15 protein-coding genes are annotated in these 21,591 nt (G+C 29.2%); all 15 read left to right on the plus strand.

Annotation, left to right across the window (positions count from 1 at the left end; all coding sequences use genetic code 4):
- Positions 1-3 precede the first annotated feature (3 nt).
- The 15 genes from AACK91_RS05215 to AACK91_RS05285 all read left to right on the plus strand — a co-directional run bounded on the left by AACK91_RS05215 (position 4) and on the right by AACK91_RS05285 (position 21,582).
- Entirely contained in the window at positions 4-1,428 is a 1,425-nt protein-coding gene (locus AACK91_RS05215) for a polypeptide chain release factor methylase (RefSeq protein WP_338964807.1), read from the plus strand.
- Between the two features lie 22 nt (positions 1,429-1,450).
- Entirely contained in the window at positions 1,451-1,990 is a 540-nt protein-coding gene (locus AACK91_RS05220; protein WP_338964809.1) for an L-threonylcarbamoyladenylate synthase, read from the plus strand.
- Positions 1,991-2,000: 10 nt separating this feature from the next.
- On the plus strand, positions 2,001-2,342 hold the full coding sequence (locus tag AACK91_RS05225; RefSeq protein ID WP_338964812.1) for a hypothetical protein: 342 nt from the start codon (positions 2,001-2,003) through the stop codon (positions 2,340-2,342).
- A 132-nt stretch (positions 2,343-2,474) separates the two neighbouring features.
- Entirely contained in the window at positions 2,475-3,437 is a 963-nt protein-coding gene (locus AACK91_RS05230; RefSeq protein WP_338963247.1) for an IS1/IS1595 family N-terminal zinc-binding domain-containing protein, read from the plus strand.
- A 172-nt stretch (positions 3,438-3,609) separates the two neighbouring features.
- Positions 3,610-4,623: a hypothetical protein gene (locus AACK91_RS05235; RefSeq protein WP_338964815.1), complete on the plus strand. Its 1,014-nt coding sequence runs from the start codon at positions 3,610-3,612 to the stop codon at positions 4,621-4,623.
- A gap of 21 nt (positions 4,624-4,644) precedes the next feature.
- Complete coding sequence (locus AACK91_RS05240) at positions 4,645-7,512, plus strand: hypothetical protein (RefSeq protein WP_338964817.1); 2,868 nt, start codon at positions 4,645-4,647, stop codon at positions 7,510-7,512.
- Positions 7,513-8,076: 564 nt separating this feature from the next.
- Complete coding sequence (locus tag AACK91_RS05245) at positions 8,077-8,994, plus strand: hypothetical protein (protein WP_338964820.1); 918 nt, start codon at positions 8,077-8,079, stop codon at positions 8,992-8,994.
- Complete coding sequence (locus AACK91_RS05250; protein ID WP_338964823.1) at positions 8,960-9,226, plus strand: hypothetical protein; 267 nt, start codon at positions 8,960-8,962, stop codon at positions 9,224-9,226. Before AACK91_RS05245 ends, AACK91_RS05250 begins: the two co-directional genes overlap by 35 nt.
- Before the next feature lie 294 nt (positions 9,227-9,520).
- The gene (locus AACK91_RS05255; protein ID WP_338964826.1) at positions 9,521-10,921 is read left to right on the plus strand and encodes a BMP family ABC transporter substrate-binding protein; all 1,401 of its coding nucleotides are present in this window, start codon (positions 9,521-9,523) and stop codon (positions 10,919-10,921) included.
- Positions 10,922-10,935: 14 nt separating this feature from the next.
- Positions 10,936-12,501, plus strand: coding sequence for an ABC transporter ATP-binding protein (locus AACK91_RS05260; protein WP_338964829.1), 1,566 nt, complete (start codon positions 10,936-10,938; stop codon positions 12,499-12,501).
- Complete coding sequence (locus AACK91_RS05265) at positions 12,485-14,650, plus strand: ABC transporter permease (RefSeq protein WP_338966578.1); 2,166 nt, start codon at positions 12,485-12,487, stop codon at positions 14,648-14,650. Before AACK91_RS05260 ends, AACK91_RS05265 begins: the two co-directional genes overlap by 17 nt.
- Positions 14,650-15,564 carry an ABC transporter permease gene (locus AACK91_RS05270; protein ID WP_338964832.1) on the plus strand — a complete coding sequence of 305 codons (915 nt, stop codon included), beginning with the start codon at positions 14,650-14,652 and terminating at the stop codon, positions 15,562-15,564. Before AACK91_RS05265 ends, AACK91_RS05270 begins: the two co-directional genes overlap by 1 nt.
- Positions 15,565-15,665: 101 nt before the next feature.
- On the plus strand, positions 15,666-17,318 hold the full coding sequence (locus AACK91_RS05275) for a hypothetical protein (RefSeq protein WP_338964835.1): 1,653 nt from the start codon (positions 15,666-15,668) through the stop codon (positions 17,316-17,318).
- 63 nt (positions 17,319-17,381) lie between these two features.
- On the plus strand, positions 17,382-17,537 hold the full coding sequence (locus tag AACK91_RS05280) for a hypothetical protein (protein ID WP_338964838.1): 156 nt from the start codon (positions 17,382-17,384) through the stop codon (positions 17,535-17,537).
- A 130-nt stretch (positions 17,538-17,667) separates the two neighbouring features.
- A complete protein-coding gene (locus AACK91_RS05285; RefSeq protein ID WP_338964841.1) occupies positions 17,668-21,582 on the plus strand; it encodes a DNA-directed RNA polymerase subunit beta in 3,915 nt (1,304 codons plus the stop codon).
- The last annotated feature ends 9 nt before the right edge of the window (positions 21,583-21,591 follow it).

A 21,591-nucleotide genomic window follows, 5' to 3' on the forward strand; every position in this document is an offset into this window, starting at 1 on the left:
AGTATGGATGATAAGATTAAAAAAATCAAAAGAATTTGCATTATTAGTATTGCATTTTTAGTAGTTTTATTTATTATGATGCCATATTTTGTTTTTATTGTTGTTTCGCACAATGATGATATTTTAAAGAATTTCTTTGCATTTACGGAAACAACACCGAAAGAAGTGTTAGAAACTTTTACAACTTCTAATTTGCCAAACCGCTTTTTAATTTTTGGTTTGCCATATATTGCTTTAGGAACGTTAGCTGGTGCAATTATTAGTACTGTTTTTTATATTTACTATCAAAAACGAACAATTAATTTTAATAATCGTATGTTGTTAATTGGAACAATTACTATTACTTCTTTTATTTTTATTACGTGTTTACTATTTTCATTTGCAGAGTATTATTATGATTTATTTACCGAATGATGTCGATCTTTAAAAGGAGGGTATACTGGTCCTGACTATATTGAAAATATTAATAATATGATTAAACCAGGAACTCCTAATCGTGATGCAATTATTGAAATATTAATTAATTTAGCAACAGGATCAGGAACTCAAAATCCTTATCCGTTGGCATGAATTGGAATTAATGTGATTTGATGAATTACAGGTTTACAGATGATTTTTATTATTTTTATTATGCTAAAAGTTGGTTTTAAATTAGAATGGTTATTAAATACTAATGTCAACTTAAATAAAAAGGAGGAATTAGTTGTTTTAAAAGACACTTTTAATCAGAGTGTTGCTAAGAAAATTATTAGTTTATTTTTAATTCCAAATGAATTTAACATTTCATTATGAGTCATTTTCTTTTCAAGTATTGCTTTTATTCCGCAACTAATTTATACAATTACTATAGGAAGTAGTTTTACCGATGCAAATCGATTTATTTTGTATTCTTATTTATATTCAGAGTTAACAATTAATGTTATTATTCCTGGAACAAGTAGTATTTTAGATCAACCAAATCTTGATTATTTCAATATGACAAGTAAAATGCCAGGATCACCGTTCTTTATTAGTATTGCACCAATTATTTTTTCCTCTTTAATTATTTCAATGCTATTTGCATTTAGTTTCGTAATGATTAAAAAACCAAATTTAACCAAAAAAGGATTTATTAGTTTTTATTTTAGTTTTTTAATTGTAACGGGAACATCGCTAGTAATGTTTTTAATTTCACAGTATCAAATGACACAAGCGGTTAACTATTGAAATAGCCAAAATGATCATTTTAAAGAAACAGTTATGAAACCACTTTTTGGAACAACAAAACTAAATTATTTTTGATTACAAGGAAGCGAACTTATTGCAAGTGGAATTTTATTATCTTCTTTTATTGGTGTGTTATCAATCATTGCCATTTCTCATATTTCAAAAATTAAAAGTAATAATAATTATGAAGAACAAGTAAGAGTAAATTCTAAAAATTTATAAGATAAGGGGGGTTAGGTAAAAAATGAAAGTATATACAGTAAAAGAACGCAAAGAAATTATTGCGGGTTATTTGGCGGAGAATGTTATTATTATTCCGACCGACACAATTTATGGCATGACATGTATTATTAGTTCACAAACAGCAAAAGCAAGAATTTTTAAAGTTAAAGGCCGTTCAGAAAGAATGTATTTATCAGTAATTGTTAGTTCGATTCAAATGGCAAAAAAATTTATTGATTTAACATATGAAGATTTAAAACTTTTTAAAAAAAATGAAACTATTACTATAATAGGTAACATAAAAAGTGATATTAATAGTCAGTATAATATCACTAGTGATAATACAATTGGGCTTCGAATTACGAAGTCAAAATGATTGCAAAAAATTATTAAAAAAGTGGGACCAATTTATGGGACAAGCGTTAATATTAGCGGCCAAAATTATGCAAAAGAATTTAATGAGCTAAAAAAATTTGATGTTGATATTATTGTTAATGATGGGTATTTAGATAATCGTCCTTCAAAAATTTATAATTCTTTAACAAAAGAATTTATTAGATAAGAGGTAAACAATGGTAGAAAAAAATAAAACCAAAAAATGATCATGATATAAAATTGTTAATCTTGTTATTTTAATTATTTTAACGATTGCTTTTACAGCGATGTTTGTTATTGATCAAAAAGCATATACCGTTGCCTTTTTAATGAGTGTTTTATTGTTAGGAATTTGAGTAACTGGTTATTTCATGGGCCATTTTTTATTTATGAATCGAGAAAACATTAAAGATGGGACAAGAAAATTATTTGATGATTATCGCAAAAAGGATAAGAATAAAAATAAAGAATCGAAAGCAGAGAAAATTAAACGTTTAGAAAAAGAACTGGCGGATTTAAAAGAAGAGGAAGAAGATTAATTTTATAAAAAGAATAATATCATACCAAATTGCACTTTAAATTACAATTTTTCTTTAATTTTGTCGAAAACTCTTGATATTTATAAAATATACCTAAAATTAGGTATATTTTTAATATATAGAGGTAAATAAATGATGAAAAAAATAATTACAGAATTAATAAATAGCTTAACAGATGATCAATTTTTAGAATTTTATGAAAAAATAAAACAACAAGCAGACTTAATTAAAAAACAAAAACGTTTAAATGAAATTGATCAAAAATTTAGAGATAAAGGCATTATATGTCCTAATTGCAAATCTTTTCATTGTGTTAAAAATGGTCATAATTCCGAAGGAAAACAAAAATATTTATGTAAAAAATGTCGTGCTAGTTTTGATGCATTTCGTCATCATTTTACTTATTGAAGTCATTTAAATTATGAACAGTGAAATTTATTAATTCAAATTTCATTGTTAGGACAATCTAGTAAAATAATTTCTCGTTTTATTAAAACAACCCCAAAAACCGCTTGATATAATCGACAAAAATTAATGCAATCAAAACAATTAGAAAATACACAGTTAAAATTTAAAAAATTAAATGGTCAAATCCAAATGGATGAAACATTTATTAAAGAAATTCATAAAGGCAATTTTAAAGATAAATTTGATAAACGAAAAACTCATCTCGATCCATTTTCAACTGATACCAAATGCTGTATTCAAATGGCGGTTGATAGCAATAATAATATTTTTGTTCAATCCACCAATACCAAAAGATTACAAAAACAATGGATTATTGAAAATATGAATAAGCAACTAATTAAAGAAAAATCAATAATTATTTCTGATATGCAACCACTATATTTATTAGTAGCAAAACAAACAAATTCTACTCTATATTCCACCAAAACTAGTACAAACCCTGATACTAGTTATCAAAAGTTAAATAAGATTAGTAAATTACAATCCAGTCTTAAAGAAGCCTTAATTCATTATCATGGTTTGGGTTTCACTAATATTCAAAATTATTTAAAGCTCTGAAAATGAAAATACCAACACAAAGGTTTAACACCAAACCAACAATCAACGGTATTATATTTTAACGTTTAAAAAATTTAAAGCAAAATCATAATCTTACACAAAATTAGTTTTCAAATTGTCATATTGATGATTTTTTTTATTTCATCAAGAGTTTTCGACAAAATTAAAGCAATTTTTTTACAATTTTTTTAGTAAATATGATATAATTTAAATATGGAGAAATGATGCAGGAGGGCTAAACGTGTACATCAATCCATTCGAACGAATGAAAAATTTAAAATTAAATACAGAAGAGACAAAGCCAAATAATTCAAAGAGCAATGAACAAAAAATGAATTCAACACAAGTTGTTAATGAGGATGCAGGGATGGCAGTAGGTTTATTTAAAAATAGTGGGCATGAAATTAAAAAAAATATAAACAAAGAAGAATTAGGTAAGATTGATGGCATGGTATTATCAAATTATGAAATTGTTCGTGATTTAATAAAAACATTTAAAGAAAAAAATAATGAGATGCAGTATTTCTTAACAATCGTTGATAATCAACACCAGGATTCAATGTCGGAAATTGTTAGTTCATTTTTTTTAATGCCACTTGTTAATATTGATCTGTTACGTATTGAGTTATATGCTTCACCGTTCTTATTCCTACTTAAGAGAATTATTAAATGGTTACCAAAAGTTAGTTTAGAAGATAAAAAAGTTTTATGAGATCGTGTTAAATTGTTTGCAAGAACGTTACGAAACAATGAATTATCAGAACAAACTAACGATTCAAATTCAGTGGTAATTATTAATGAATTAGAATTTGATGATCCGCTAGAATATATTAAGAAAGAATTCGAAGACATTTTACGGGCATATGAGATTAAAGATAATATTGTAATAATTTTCAACAACATTGATTTAGTTGGATATGCAAAGTTTAAAACAGTTTTTAGTTTAGTATATGCAATTTTTAAAGGAATTATTCAATTTAAATTTATTGTTGCATTAAATCCGGTTTTAATTGAGACTTATGTTACCCAAGTTTATGGTAATAATTTAACAGACCAATTAATAAAACATGAAATTAGTGTTTTTGATAAATGCTACATTATTAGAGATGACCAAGACGATAATTCTGTTGAACAAGCAGCACCAAAAGTAGAAGAAGAAGCACCCCAACCAATGCAAAATTTTGTCCCAGTTGAAGAGGAAGAAGATGATGAAACAATTGGGTTTGATTATTGAGCTATGCGTGGCGGAAAGTAAATTAGAGGAGGATAAGTTGATATGTTTACATTTTTAGTAACCTTAGGATGAGTCCTAATCATAATTGGTGCAATAGTTCAAATTTTTGCGGCAATATTAAATATCTTGGTGATTCAACAAGTTGCGCTTCCAACAATTTTTAATTCAATAAATGATATTTTTCAAACATCAATTTTTAAACAAGAAGAAATTTTAAATGGTTTAACTGGTGATGCATGGGCATATACCATTAACGCATTATCAATCTTTGTTGCTTTAGCAGCAATTACGTTAGTATCATTTCAAATTAACCGTGTTAAGAAAGGACAACGAATTGCAAGATCATATATCAAAATGATTTTTGTCACATTAATTATTGCTTCATTAGTATATGGAAAAGTAGCTGTTTTAATCTTTGCTGCATTCATCTTTGTTGCTTTATTATTTATTGAATCGTCATTATTTGATGTAGAAGCTTTACAAAATTTTGTTGAAGAACGAAATATGATTGTTATTTACCATCAAGATAAAAAACTTGAAAGAGAGGTAAATAAAGAGGTAAAGTATCATGGAAGCGCAACTATGGGAGTTGGCGTTACTACCGCAGGGATCGAAGATACCGGAAAAAATTTCAGAGACAATGATTACGTAAGCGCGGATGATAATAAAAAATCATCGGCCCAAAAATCAAATGCAATGTTTACATCAAATGAATTAAATAATTTATTTAATTCTGGTAAGAGTGATGTTGATGAAAATGAATTAGCAAATTTAATTAGTGATATGACACATGTAGTGTCAAATCCTTCTAATTCAGAAGTAAGTAAGCTGAATGATTTAACAAAACCACCATTGCCAACAGAGCTTATTAAAGATATACCAGTAGAACCAGTAAAGGTGGAAGAACCATTAGTTGCAACAACAGTAAATGTTGAGCCCGAAACAAGTGCATTAGAAGGTAAAATTGTTAATGTTCCTATTACAGAAACTAATCTTAATTCTGATCATACAGTTAATGCTGATGTTGAACTTTTTGTTGATAAAACAGCAGTTTTAGAAGAAAATGATAATTTAAATGATGAAGAACAAGAAGAACCAACAAGAGATAAAGAAATTGATTTTGATTTTTTAAATGATGGGATATTAAATTCTTCATCTTCTGATGCAAGAGTATTAACAAAAAAAGAAAAGAAACTTTACAATAAATGAAATGAGATGTATCAGCAAGCTCTTAATATCAAAAACTTGATTGAAGAGGAAGTTCAAATTCAAAATACTAATGCACCAACTAAATCAATTAAAAAGAAAGCTAAGATTTATAATTTAATTGCTAAAGAAGCAAACGGTCTAGTAACAAAATTAAAATTAGGTTCTGATCAGCATTTGAAAATGATGCATATTGCTGAAATTTTTGGAGATAATTCACAAGCAACAAGTGATTTTCTGAATGAAAATGCTATTGTTTCAAATAATGATATTTTAGACAACATTTCAAATGAAACAAGTAGTAGTAAAGAAGATAATGATATTCTTGATAGTTTGACAAAAACAGATGATTTAATTACCAATGATTTGAATATTGGTACTGATGATGGTACGGTTATTTTTGGGACAACTGTTGCAACAGAAATTGTGCAAGATAGTCCGCAAGAAGATCTTACTTTTACTCCAAAAAATTATAATATTGATAAATTAGATGGTGAATTATTATCCGAAATTCAATCATCAGATAGTCAGACCCAAGAAACTATTAATTATATTGATGACAGTCACGGATATACATTTGCAGAATTAGAAGGATTGGATGATCTTCATAGTGAAGGATCTCCAACCGGAATTGAATATAAAGGCCCTGATGCTGAAATAATAACATTTGAAAATAATGAGCATGTTGAAACAATGCCGGAAGAATTAGCAGCAATTGATAATAATTCAATTTTAGATGAACCTTCAGAATCTGTTTTAGCAACTGCTGAAAAAATAGCAAGTTTTAATGCGCCAGTTGAAGAAAACAAAATGACAGCTTCACCATCAGAAAGACAGTTAGTAAATAACTTAGAAAATATTAACGATGAATTAGTTGATGATCATGATAATAATGATGGGGAACTATTAGACGATGTTATTGTAAGTGAACCAATTAAATCAGTACTATCGGAAATTAAATCAACACAATCAGAAATTAAACTAGCTTTAGATGATGAAATATCATATAGTTTGGATGAACTAGATAATAAAATTATGAATGGGGATTTTTCAAATCTTGATGACGAAGTAATTGAATATGAAATTGAACAAAAAGATCCACCAGTGGTAGAAACTACCCCAGTGAAACAAAAATTAGAACCAGAGCAGGGGTCAATTGCACTTCAACCAGAATGTGATAACAATTTTGATTGCCGATTTGAAAAGTTAGAAGATCTAATTAAAAATTCAATTGATTTGCAATCAGCTCATACAAAAACATTGGGTGAAGTACAAGAACATTTAACTAGTTTAACTTTAAAAGTAGAAACATTAGAAACAAAATCAACTGATTTTGCAAAAAAAATTGCAGATGTTGAAACAAAAAAATATGTTAATTATCATGGGGTAGTACCGATTGATCAGTTTTATCCACAAATTGATGATCTTAACTTAGCTTCAACACGTTATAATTTATACAATAAAAAAGGATATTCAAATACATATGGTGCAACTAGTGCTAGTGATGTTCCATATTGTTCGGGAAGTTATTATCGGGCAAAAAATCCTTCTTCAGGACAAGACGAAATGATGATAAACAATAATCCGCAGGTTGATTATAACCATCTTAATTTACATAATATTTCAAAATATACAAAGCAAGACATTCCTTATGAAAGTAATTGTCCATTCTGTAAAAAAATAGTAAATAAAAAAATACCTTAGGTAAATCCAAGGTATTTTTTTATTAAAGTAATTCAAGCCATTATAATTTTTTGAAAAAGTATTATACCATAAAAAATAGAAAATTTGACAATTTTATTTTTTTCTGTTATACTTACTGTAGTAGATGATCAGGATATCTACATTAATGGAGGTGCTATGTATGACCTTCCCTTCATTAGTGACTTTACCAGTTGAATTACAAAATCATGTTTTTAATGTTTGTATTAATATGAATATTAACTAAATTAACCTAATAAAAAACTCAGTCGCTTTGGAAACCTGACTGAGAAGAGTAGTTTATTTGACTGGTAAAGTCATTTTTTTTAATCACAGATTAATTATATATAAATTCTAAGAATAATGCAATATTTTTTGCTTTTTTCTTATAAATATGTAAAAACGGTAAATTATGCTATTTTTTAAATAAAAAGTAGCATTTTTTGCTTTTTAATTATTTAAATAAATGTCTTGTTTTTAAAAGCAAATATTAACTTATGGTATTATATAGGTACATCATAATTATATGATGCATAATTTATGATTAAGAAATGAGGCAACATAAAAATGAAAAAAATGTTAACATTTATTATTCCTGCTATTTTAACAGGGGCTTCTATAAGTACGGGAGCAAGTAGTATTAATCATATCAATCATGCAAAAAGTATTAATAATAAAATTGATAAAATTACAGAATATTATTCATTAGAAGAAATGACTACGAATTTTAGAATATTATCTAAGTGAACTGATTCAATTGGAATTGGAGTTGAAAGAGAAACAAATGAAGTATTTCTAGTTAAAGGGAATGATAATTTTGTTGCTTTAAACGTCAAAGTGACACCAGGGGTGGTGGTTAAACAACAATTAGTATTTTCCTTTGACCAAACTAATTGCATCATTAATTTGGGATCAAGTTTCGTTTTGGTTAATACATCAGGTGTGGTTAAAACCCTTAATGTGCCGTTTTCTGGTGTTTGAGATTTTATGGCAATTAATTCAAATTTAATGTTATATGTAGAAATTACTAATATTGGATTTAGTTCTGGTAATATGTACGAAATTGACGCACAAGGTAACTATAAATTTATTGGCTCTAATGTAGTAACTTTTTCAAAAGTTACAAATAATAGCTATATATATTCAGCAATTTTCTCAGATGGAAAAACATACAAAACTTATTTTGTTGATAAAGAAGCAGGGAAAGTTACTAGTTTTAATGGAATGGCAGATAACTTAGTAATGATTAATGATAATTGAGGAATTTCTCATGATAATTTTAAAAAAATCAGTATCTTTAAACCTTCAACTTATGATAAATTCAATGATTCAAAAGGAAACATTGCAATCAATGAAAGGAAGTTTTATTGATGAAGATGGAAACTTGACAGCGACAGCAGCAGCAGGTACTGGTGAAGAAAGATGTTGGAATGGAAATGTAGCTTTTGGAATGTCAGGAGATACTTGCTGATTTTTAGCAGATAACGGTACTATTAGAATAATTCCTAATATGTTAACAAATAACTATGCTATGGTTAACGATAACATTATCATTATTGGTGCACAATCAATGGATATAAGTTATATTCTTAATGCCCGTGGTTATTTAATAACACCAGTTCCGCTAAAAGCGTTAGCAATGGATTGTTTTACACCAACTTCGGCTTTTTTAATTGATGAGCGTACTAGTAAAAACTATATTTTAACTTTAAAATAAATAAGAATAAAGTTTTAGTTTAAAATAATATCTTTAAAGAGGAAAGAATCTTTCAAAGATATTATTTTTATTTAATTACAATAAATTTATAAAAAAGTTAAATTCAGTTAATATGAATTTATTTTTTTATTTGGAAAGTAAAACTACCTCCTTTCTTTTCTCTTAAAAATATGTTAAAAATAAATTAGCAATGATATATTACATTGCTGGCGTCTTAAAAATCATAAATATAATATAAAAGGGAATATTCAATTGCCAAATAGAAATTAAAAATATAATAGGAGGAAACACACGATGAGAAAATTGCTCAGTTTTCTAACAGTATCAACGTTAATAACAACTTCAGGTACTTCTCTTGTCGCTTGTGCAAAAAAATACACTTTTGATAGTGATATTTGGGTTATTACTGATGCTGGAACAATTACTGATGCATCATTTAATGAATCAGCATGAGATGGAGCAAGTAAATACGTTGTTTCGCAAAAAGATCCAAAAATTACCACTGCAGAGTGGAAAAAAAGTAATTGACGAGCTAGTTATTTTGAACCAGCAAGTCAAACCCCTTCTGATTTTAAAACAGCTTATGTAACGGCAAATATTGCTGGAGCTAAAACGATCATTTTACCAGGGTTTGCTCACGGTAATACAATTGGCTGAGCAGCAGAAGTGGCACAAAATATTATTTATATTGATGGAAGTAGCCAAAATATTCACTTGGGAATGGATACAACAAGACCATTAGCAAAAAATATTATTGGAATAACTTATGAAGCTGAATCTTCTGGTTTCTTTGCTGGCATTGCAGCAGCTTTATGATTGAATGCTAATCAAGAGAGATATCCTGATGGTTTAAAAATTGCGACCTATGGTGGAATGGATAACCCTGGTGCTGTTTCAAACTATATGTGAGGTTTTATTGTTGCAGCTGATACCTTCAATACAATTATTAATGATAGTAGTTTCCCAAAACTATATCAAATTAAAAATGATATTTTAAAACAAGTACAAAAAATGAATCCAAGGGTTACATCATTACAACCAATTGGAAAAGTTCAAAATGTTGTTAAAAGTAATGAATCATGATTTTCACAATCATTTGAGGTTGGGCAAGGCAAAGATATTTCTGATGAATTGATTTCTCGTAAAGCAAGTATTATTTTTCCAGTTGCTGGACCGCAAACACAAGATACAATTGATCGAATTAGATATAATAAATCAATGGCAAAAGTTATTGGGGTTGATACGGAGCAATCAAAAATTTATGGCGAAGAAATTGTTGTGACAAGTGCTTTAAAAGAAATTGCAACTTCAACTTCAGAAGCATTAAAAAATATTTATTCATCAACGTGTGGTTATCAAGAAGATAATAAAACATGAGATAATAGTAAAGCAACTCCTGACTGTTGAATTAATACTGATCAATCATCAATTCAACATCCGACTTGAACTGGAATTGAAAAAACAAAGGCAATTAATGATGATACTGTTGCATTCATTCATAACGAGACAGATGAACATGCAAAAGATACTGTTTTTGATAAAATTGTTGAAGTATTACAAGATGTGTATTCACGTGGGATTGAAGGACAACCACCGGTTGCTGTACAAGTATTTTCAAAAACATTAGCAAATACTTATCAAAGTAGTGATAAATTAAAAGATTATATTCTAAATGCAATTGAAGCAGCTTTATAAGAAAGGACACAGTAATGGCAAATAATAATGAATATGCAATTGAAATGAAGTCAATTACAAAAGTTTTTGGTGATTTAATTGCAAATGATGATATTACCCTAAAAGTTAAAAAAGGTGAAATTCATGCTTTGATTGGTGAAAATGGGGCTGGAAAATCAACCTTAATGAGTATTTTATTTGGGTTATATGAACCAACAAAAGGTGAAATTCTTGTTAATGGAAAACCAGAATACATTAGCAACCCAATTAAAGCAAATAAATTAGGAATTGGGATGGTTCACCAACATTTTAAATTAATTGATATTTTTACTGTTTTAGACAATATTACATTAGGATATGAAAAAGTAATTGGTAAAGTATTTCTTGATCGACAAAAAGAAACACGAGATATTGCCCAAATTGCGATTAAATATAATTTACAAGTTGATTTTCGTTCAAAGATTGCCAACATTTCAGTTGGGATGCAGCAGCGGGTAGAAATTTTAAAAATTTTATACCGTGGTGCTGACATTTTAGTTTTTGATGAACCAACGGCAGTATTAACACCACAAGAAATTGAGAGGTTATTAAAAATTATGTTAGATCTAAAAAAAGATGGAAAAACAATTATTTTTATTTCACATAAACTAGATGAAGTTAAAAAAATTGCTGATCGTGCGACGGTTATTCGTCGTGGAAAAGTTATTGAAACATTTGAGGTTAAAGATAAAAACGAAAAAGAAATTGCTGAAGCAATGGTTGGGCGGAATTTGGTTGCTATTAAAAATGATGGAAAAGCCCTACAAAAGGAAGCCTTATTAAAAATTGAAAATTTATCAGTAAAGAAAAAAGGATTAACGCGTTTAATGGCTTTAGATTATTTTAATTTAACGGTTCAGGCCGGTGAAATTGTTGCGATTGCCGGAGTGGAAGGAAATGGGCAAACTGAGTTAGTTAATGCTCTAGCAGGATTAGAAAAAGTAACATCAGGAAAAATAATTTTTAATGATATTAATGTTACGAAGAAAAGCATTTATGAACGTTATCAAAATGGAATGTCACATATTCCCGAAGATCGTCATAAGTATGGTTTGATTTTAGATTTTAATGCAATTGATAATGTTGTGTTACAAAATATTAATCAAGAACCATTTTCAAATTATGGTTTATTAGATAAAGCTGCAATTCAGTTATATGCCCAACAAATTGTTACAAAATATGATGTTCGTGGTGCTAACTCCGGTTTTGCGATGACAAGAGAACTATCTGGTGGTAATCAACAAAAACTAATTATTGGTCGTGAATTATCACGTCAGCATAATATTTTAGTTGTTGTTCAACCAACCCGGGGATTAGATGTTGGTGCGATTGAATACATTCATAATAAAATTTTAGAAGAAAAGGCACAAGGTAACGCAGTGCTCCTTGTTTCTTATGAATTAGAAGAAATTATTAGTTTAGCTGACCGCATTGTTGTTTTACATAATGGTAGGGTGACGGGTGAAGTTTTTGGAAACAAGGTTAAACGAGAAGAAATTGGCTTAATGATGGCTGGGACATATCAGCAGAAAGGAACTCAAATTGATGCAAAAGCAAATTAAAAGTTATGGCTGATTGTTAAGACAAAAAACCAAAATTTTCTTTCGTTCAAATGAATTCAAAACAAAAATGAATTATTTTAAAGCATCTGTTTGTGCCATTATTGCGGGAGCTATTCTTAGTTTTATTATTATTGGTGCAAATGCTTCAAATCCATTGTTATTCTTTAGTTATGTTTTTCGTTTAGCTTTCCACCCTTTATTAAAAGACCAAACATTAACATATTGAGCAATCTATATTGTTGCGGGGTTAGCTGTTGCGGTTGGGTTTAAAGCGGGACTATTTAATATTGGAGTTCCCGGACAAATGCTCCTTGCTGGTAGTATGACAATTGTTTTAGGATTAAAAAATCCAGCTATTAGTCAAGGAGCTGGTGTTGTTGGAGCGTTGCTTATTTCAATTTTAGTTGGAGCAGCTTTAGCAGCAATCGCTGGTGCACTAAAAGCGTATTTTAATATTCATGAAGTTGTTTCAACAATTATGTTAAATTGAATTGTTTGATATGTGATGAAATGAATGTTTATGAATCCCGCGCATGGGATGTGAAATTCAAATCATAATTCAACAATTGATATTGTTACAGCTGCTCCTAATTTTAATTTAACATTAAATGGTCAAACATGAATTATTCCATTTATTATTGCAATGTTATTATTACTAACAGTTATCTTCATTATGAATTATACAGTATTAGGATTTCGGATTAAAGCGGTTGGAAAATCAAGAAATGCTTCACTATATGCTGGAACAAACGTTCGTGCCTATATGATTGTGTCAATGGCCTTATCGGGTGGACTAGCTGGTGTTTTAGGAATGCTATATTATATGACTCAATCAACGGTCTTGCGGTTTACAACGGATGCTTTGCCGGTGGTTGGATTTGATGCGATTGCTGTTGCATTAGTTGCTTTTACTAATGGTGTTGCAATTTTACCAATTGCTTTATTATGAGGAATCATTAAAACCGCAGCGTTACAAGCAACGCAATTACCAGATTTTCAAATGTCAAAACAAATGGGACAATTAATTTTTGGGATTATTATTTATATGACCGCGATTCCGGCCCTATTTATTTACTTCAAACCAATTTTTTGAATTCGTCGTTGGTGAAATATTCGCCATTATGTTGATTGAAAACAAGAATATAATGAATATAAGCAACAAATTAAAACATATCAGAGACAAATCAAAACAATCAATAAAAGGTATCGAGTTAAAATCCATGAATTAAAACAGCAAGGAGATAAGGAATTAATTAAAGCTTATCGTGAAGAAATTAATGATGAATTAACATTATATGCTGGAAAGATTACAACTTTAAAAACAGAAATGCGTTTCTTTACAAATTCAAAATACAAAGAAGCAGCAAAAATTGGGCAACGAGGAATTAAAACAAAATATGATTTAGCCGTTTTTATTGCTCTTGGTTCAGCGATGGATCATTTTGTACAAGTAAAAAATGAATATTTAGCAAAAAAACAACAAGCTAGTTTTTTAAAACGAAATTATGTTCAAACAGTTAAAAAATGTAAAGGACAAACAAAACAAAAACTTTCTCAACTTTATGGTCTACCGAAAAAAGATTTATATGCTAGATTAGCACAATTACAAACACAATATGGTGATTTAATCTTAAAACAAGAGGATGCCATTAAAAAGGTGCGTGAGAGTTATTATCCTGTTTTTGATGAAATTCAACAAAAATATTTAACTGATTTTAAAACATTGCAAAGTAAAGAAAAGGTTGTTACTAAACAATTAAATCAAGAAATTAAAAAACTAAAACATCAACAGTGGAAAGAAATGTGTCAGTTTAAAATAACAAATTACCAGACACGAAAAGAAATTAAATATGAATTAAAAGCAATTGATGTTAAATTAAAAAATGATCCTGGGATTAAAAAAGAAGTAGTGATGTTAAAAAAAGATTTAACAATACAATTAGCAACGATGAAACAACAATTTGATGTTGAAAATAAAGTTGTTAAAGAAAAACATCGGACAAATTTACCGCAGTGAAGAAATGAATTAAATCAGAAGTTAAATACAATTATTAAGGCTGTTGGTGAAGATAATAAAATTTTAAAAACAGAGTATCTTCGTCAGAAATCAGCATATCATAAGTCAGCACAAGAAGGAGGAAAAAACTAATGGAAGCAGTTTCACAATTATTTGCCAATGGTTCGGTCCTTTTTTCTGTATTATTAATTGCTGCAATGGCGGGGTTATATTCAGAACGAGTTGGTGTTATTAATATTGCGATTGATGGAATGATGATTATTGGGGCTTTAGTCTATGCATTGTTAGGAAAAGTTCTTTCACAATATGGAAATGGCATGCAAATCATTGCTTTATTAATTGCCACAATTGTTGGGGGAGCATTTGCCTTATTGCATGGTTTTGCTTCAATCACTTTAAAAGCACAACAAGTAATTTCGGGGACAGCTTTAAACTTATTAGCAACAGGATTAGGATTATTCTTTGTTAGTATTCCAGCTTTAGCTGCCGGAAATATGATTCAAACTGGTTTTAGCACAATTGGAATCGATCGAGCACAAATTATTAATATTTTTTTAATTATTGCAATTGTTCTAGCGATTTTTACCTTTGTTTTCTTTAGATTTACTAAAACAGGAATTCGCTACGCTGGATGTGGCGAAAATCCAAATGCAATTGATGCTGCTGGAATTAATGTAATTAAAACAAGGTATAAAGCGGTTATTATTTCAGGATGTTTAGCTGGTTTAGCTGGTGCAATGTTTACCCATTATGTTTCAGGTCAATTTCGTGGTGATGTACAAGGCCAAGGTTATATTGCCTTAGCAATTATGATTTTTGGACAATGAAGAATTCAATATATTACCTTAGGAGCTGTTTTATTTAGTTTCTTAATTGCGTTAGCAGGAACATTATGACGATTTACTGGTTGAAATATTGCTGATCCATCAAACCAATTGCTAAAAATATTACCATTTGTTTTAGCGTTAGTGACAATGGTCGCATTTTCCAAATATTCCAAAATTCCAAAAGCGTCAGGAATTCCCTTTGATAAGTCCCTGCGGTAAAAAAACAACCATTGGTTGTTTTTTTATTATGTTTAGTTAAATACTTGCTTTTTTATAATAATAATAGGAAACAAAAGGTATTGTTTTTCGGAGGAAAAAAAATGAAAAAACTATTAACTATTTTTGCCATTTCGGCTATAATAACAGGGGTCCCAATTAATCTGGCGGGTTGTTATAAGAAAAATATTGTTAATGATTATGACAACTCAAATTTACAAAATGATATGATAAATTTAACTAAAATTTCTAGTAAAGTTAGTTCTGTTATTACTGATTGTGATAATAATGGTAATTTGAAGGATTCAAATGCCTTTTCAGAATTGACCCCTTTTTATGATTTAGTTAATAAAGATCAGCAAAGTATCGAACTTGATAAAACAGACCCAAAGATTAGTTTGGGATTAGAAAACGTTGAGAATGGTTTTCGCTCTGTTTTTGATAATTTAAATTTTGAAATTATTCGAGAATATTCAAATTATTATTTGGATACGGTGCCATTAACATTTGATAAAGAACAAAGTAAATTTACGTTAAATTATATTGATTTAGATAAAATTGGTAAATTAACCAATACCCCAGTGGCGGGCGTTAAAGCGGTGCAATTACAATATAAGTTTGTGTTAAATTTAAGTTTTAAAAATTTAAATCAATTAATGCCGTTTACGATTACTTATATTATTACAAATGAACCAGAAAAAATTCAAAAACTTTTACAAAATTCAATTCAAACAATTACTAAAATTTTAATTAGATTCTTTAATAATTATCAAAAAGTAGTTATTGATAGCAATGACAAGTTTCGTTCAATTTATACTAATTTTCAAATTAATTATAATATGGATGTTAAACCGTTGGATGACATTTTTGTTATTAATTTAAAGAACATGATTAGAGAAGATTCTGAAATTGACCAAGCAGTTCGTGATGCAATTGTATTTGACAATGGTGGAAATAAAAAATTAATGCGTTTAATTTCTGGAACAATAACCGCAGAAAATTCCGGTCAAATTCCAGAAAAAGCTGATATTGGAAACTATCAACCCGCGCTTTGAGCTGGTGAAGGTCTTAACCCAATTGGTTTAACACCAGAAAATTTTGTGACAGCATATAAGAAAAGTTTACCAATTTTTAATGTTGATCATAACAATATGATGTTAGCAAAATTAAATGTTAATTTAAATTATATTTCATTATATGGTTTACCATTGGCAGGAACTTTAAAAATTAATAATCAAACTTTTGAAAGTAATATTTTAATTAGTCGCCAAGGATTAGATAGCAAATTAATTAATTTTGGGAAAATTATTGTAGCATTTCATAAATACTATAATGTTGAATTAAAAAAACGAGTTCTTGGAAGTAGTGATGCTAATAATTTTAAAAACACTAGTGTTTTTCATGTTGGGGATAGTCTTTTTGCAGAATTTAAAAATGATATTAGTAGTGCAAATACAATATTTAAAAAACTCTTAACTAATTTTAAACGTAGTAAGATAGCAAAAAATTTACCTGATCTTGAATTATTCAATTTGCATAATCTAGTTAAGGACAAGTCATTATGAATTGGGGGACCAAATGATTATGAACCAACCCGTGACAAAATTGTTTTTAATTATAAAAACGGATCATTTTGCTTAGCATTTACTTTTGGCCAAGATCGTATGAATTCAATTTTTTATACAGCATATGGTTCAAATGCCGGAGATATTAATGTTCAGCATGGATGATGAGCATGAATTTTAATTGATAAATAATTAAGTTGCAAAACTTAATTATTTTTTAGTAAAATTAAGAAGACCTTAAAGGAGGTAAAACAGATGGCAGATTTTAATCCAAAATGTTTTAAATGTGTTGCAGAACAAGAAAAACAAGGAGTTGCTGGTGGCGCTGCGGGAGTTTTATTCGGAAAGATGAAACAAGCAATGGTTGGCGCAACTGATGATGAAATTTTTGTCTGTGACCGTCATGAGTAGTAAGGCTTGTGATAAATAGTGAACAAAAAGATTTTAAAAAAGATAAGGAAATGGTCAAAATGATTGACTTTTCTTCTAAACCAATATAAAATTTATAAGCGTATATTGTGAAAAGTGAGGTTAATAATTAATGGCATTAAAAGAAAAAGAATTTGGGCACTATGCTAAAAGAATCGATTATACAAAAGTAAGTGGGAATTTAGATTTACCAAACTTAATTGAAATTCAAACTGAAACATATGATTGATTTAAGAAAATCGGTATTAGCGAAGTGTTCAGTGAGGTATTTCCAATTGTAGGACATGAGGGAAATATTGTTTTAGAGATGTTAAATTGAGAATTTAGAGAGCCGCGGCGAACTATTTCTCAAGCAAAAGATGAGTCAAAAATTTTTGAAGCACCAATTTATTCCAATTTAAAATTAACAATTAATTCAAAAGATTTAGAAGTAGAAAAATTAATTGTTAAAGGGGAACCAGAATTAATTAAATCATGAATTGAAGAACGTGTTGGACACATGATCACAATTTTAAAAAAATCACCAGATGTTATTTATTATGATATTCACTCTGGCGATGAAACAGCAACATGTACGGTAACAATTACGGAAAGACTAGAAGATAGGTTATTAGTGGATATTACAATTGAAAAAGAAGGAGAGGTCTTTTTTGGTGATTTTCCATTAATGACTGGAAAAGGAACTTTTATTGTTAATGGTTCAGAAAAGGTTGTTGTTTCACAATTGATTCGTTCACCAGGAGCATATTATAAAATTGATTTAAACCGTAAAAATGGGGAAAATGTTTATTATGTTGATTTAATTCCATCACGAGGAACATGGTTAGAATTTGAATCAGATCATAAAAAAATTAAAGTGGGAAAAGAAGAACGCTTTGAAAATGTTTTTTATATAAAGATTGATAAATCTCGAAAAGTATCAGTTGCTAATTTCTTAACGGCATTAGGAATTGTTAAAGAGGATGCACTAGATATTTTTGGTGACAATAAATTAGTAAAAAGCACTTATGAATTAGATCCATATACTGGTGACATTGCTTATGATCAAAGTATTGCGGTTCAAGAAATTTATAAAAAAATTCGTTCAGGAGAAACCGCAACACCTGATGGTGCAACAAAATATTTATACGGATTATTATTTGATAAACGTAAATATGATTTAACAAAAGCGGGACGTTTTAAATTAGTTCAAAAATTATCTGTTGAAAACCGAATTTATAACAAAGTTTTAGCCGAGGATATTAAAGATGTTAATGGTAAAGTTGTTTTTAAAGAAGGAACTTTAATGGATAAAGAAGCCATTAATAAACTAAAAGGAGTTTTAAAAGCGGGAGCTTGTTTAGAAGAAGTTAAATTTAGTGATAAAGTTACTTGTTCAAAAAAAATTCAAAAAATTAAAGTTTATGTTGATAATGAAGTTCGCACGCGTTTAGCAAACATTATTGGAATTGATCCAAATGCAACTGATGAATATGTTACTGTACCAGATATTTTGGCAACATTTTCATATTTATTAAATTTAACGGATGGAATTGGTGAAGTTGACGATATTGATCATTTAGGAAACCGTCGTGTTCGTACAATTGGAGAATTATTACAAAATCAATTTCGTATTGGTTTATTAAGAATTGAAAAAAATGTTAAAGAAAAAATGTCAACATCAAACTTATTCAAAATGAAACCATCAAATATTATTAATAATAAACCATTGTCTGCTATTATTGGAGAATTTTTCAATTTATCACAGTTATCACAATTTATGGATCAAACAAATCCATTAGCAGAGTTAACAAATAAGCGTCGGTTAACAGCGCTGGGGCCAGGAGGGTTATCAAGAGAACGTGCTGGATTAGAAGTGCGGGATGTCCATTACTCACATTATGGACGAATTTGCCCGATTGAAACACCAGAAGGACCCAATATTGGATTAATTAATAATTTAGCAACATATGCTAAAATTAATGCCTTTGGGTTTATTGAAACACCATATCGTCGTGTGATTGACTGCAAAGTTACTGCTGAAAATGATTATTTAACAGCAGATCAAGAAAAAAATTATGTTGTTGCACAAGCAAATATTCGTTTAAGTGATAAAGGTGAAATCTTAGATGAACAAGTAGTTGCACGATTCCAAGGTGAAAATATTATTGCAACGCGTAATGATGTTGACTATGTCGATGTTTCACCAAAACAAATTGTTTCAATTGCGACAAGTTGTATTCCTTTTTTAGAAAATGATGATGCTAACCGTGCTTTAATGGGAGCTAATATGCAACGTCAAGCAATTCCACTAATTTCACCAAATTCACCATATGTTGGGACAGGAGTTGAATATGCGGCAGCACGTGATTCAGGATTAGCGATTGTGTCACAATATGATGGTAGTGTTGATTATGTTGATGCAACAAGAATTGTTTTAAAAACAAAAGAAGGGCTAAAGAATTATAATTTAGATACTTTTGTACGTAGTAATCAAGGAACTTCATTGACACATGTTCCATTAGTAAAACAGGGTCAAAAAGTTGAAAAAGGACAAGTTTTAGCGGATGGACCATCAATTGATAAAGGAGAGTTGGCATTGGGGCAAAATGTTGTTGTTGCCTTTACAACTTGAAATGGTTATAACTATGAAGATGCTATTATTGTTTCTGAACGCTTAGTTTCAGAGGATGTTTTTACATCGATTCATATTGAAGAGTATACAATTGAACGCCGTCAAACAAAACAAGGAGCAGAAGAGATTACTCGTGAAATTACAAATATTTCGGAGAATGCTCGTAAATTCTTAGATGATGATGGATTGGTCATTATTGGAACAGAAGTTAAACCAGGTGACATTTTAGTTGGAAAAGTAACACCAAAAGGTCAAACCCAATTATCACCAGAAGATAAATTGTTACAAGCAATTTTTGGTGAAAAATCAAAAAATGTTAAAGATAATTCATTACGTGTACCAAATGGTGGTGAAGGAATTATTCAAGCAATTAAACGTTTTCCTCGTGAAAAATATGAATTATTTGCTGATGTTTTAGAAGTAATTAAAATTTATATTGTTCAAAAACGAAAAATTCAAGAGGGAGATAAAATGGCTGGACGCCATGGAAACAAAGGGGTTATTTCAAAAATTTTACCATTAGAAGATATGCCCCATATGGAAGATGGAACCCCAATTGATATTATGTTAAATCCATTAGGAGTACCATCGCGGATGAATATTGGTCAGGTGCTAGAAATTCACTTGGGAATGGCGGCTAAAAAATTAGGACAAAAAGTTTCGACGCCAGTTTTTGATGGAATGACAAATGAAGAATTAATTGAAATTATGGAAAAAGCTAACATGAAAAACTTCGGGAAAGAAGTTTTAATTGATGGTCGTACGGGTGAAAAATTTGATAATCCAGTTTCGGTGGGAGTAATGTATATGTTGAAATTATCACACATGGTTGATGATAAATTACATGCCCGAAATGTTGGACCATACTCGTTAATTACACAGCAACCATTAGGAGGAAAAGCTCAAAATGGGGGACAACGTTTTGGAGAAATGGAAGTATGGGCGTTAGAAGCTTATGGTGCAGCACATACCCTACGAGAAATTTTAACAATTAAATCAGATGATATTAAAGGAAGAACTCGTGCTTATGAATCGATTGTAAAAGACAAAAAGATTCCTGAACCAGGGATTCCAGAATCATTTAATGTTTTAACTCGTGAAATTCAAGGATTAGGATTTAATATTCATATGATTGATGAAGAAGGAAACATTAAAAACATTAAAAGCTATGATGAATCAGATTATGTTGATGAAGATTTGTTGACCGATAATGATGAATTTGAAGATGAATTTGATATTGATAATTTTATTTTAAATACAAATCGGGAACCACAACAAGATGACATTTTAGATGGTTTTGCTAAAATTGATGATGAATTTGATTTGCAAAATAATTTAGAAGAAGACTCTTATGGCAATGGTGATATTGAAAGCAAAATTGATTATGTTGATGATCAAGAAGAATTAAATTAAGGGGGGCAG

Source organism: Spiroplasma endosymbiont of Sarcophaga carnaria (assembly GCF_964019595.1).
GTDB classification, from domain to species: Bacteria; Bacillota_I; Bacilli_A; order Mycoplasmatales; family Mycoplasmataceae; genus Spiroplasma; species Spiroplasma poulsonii.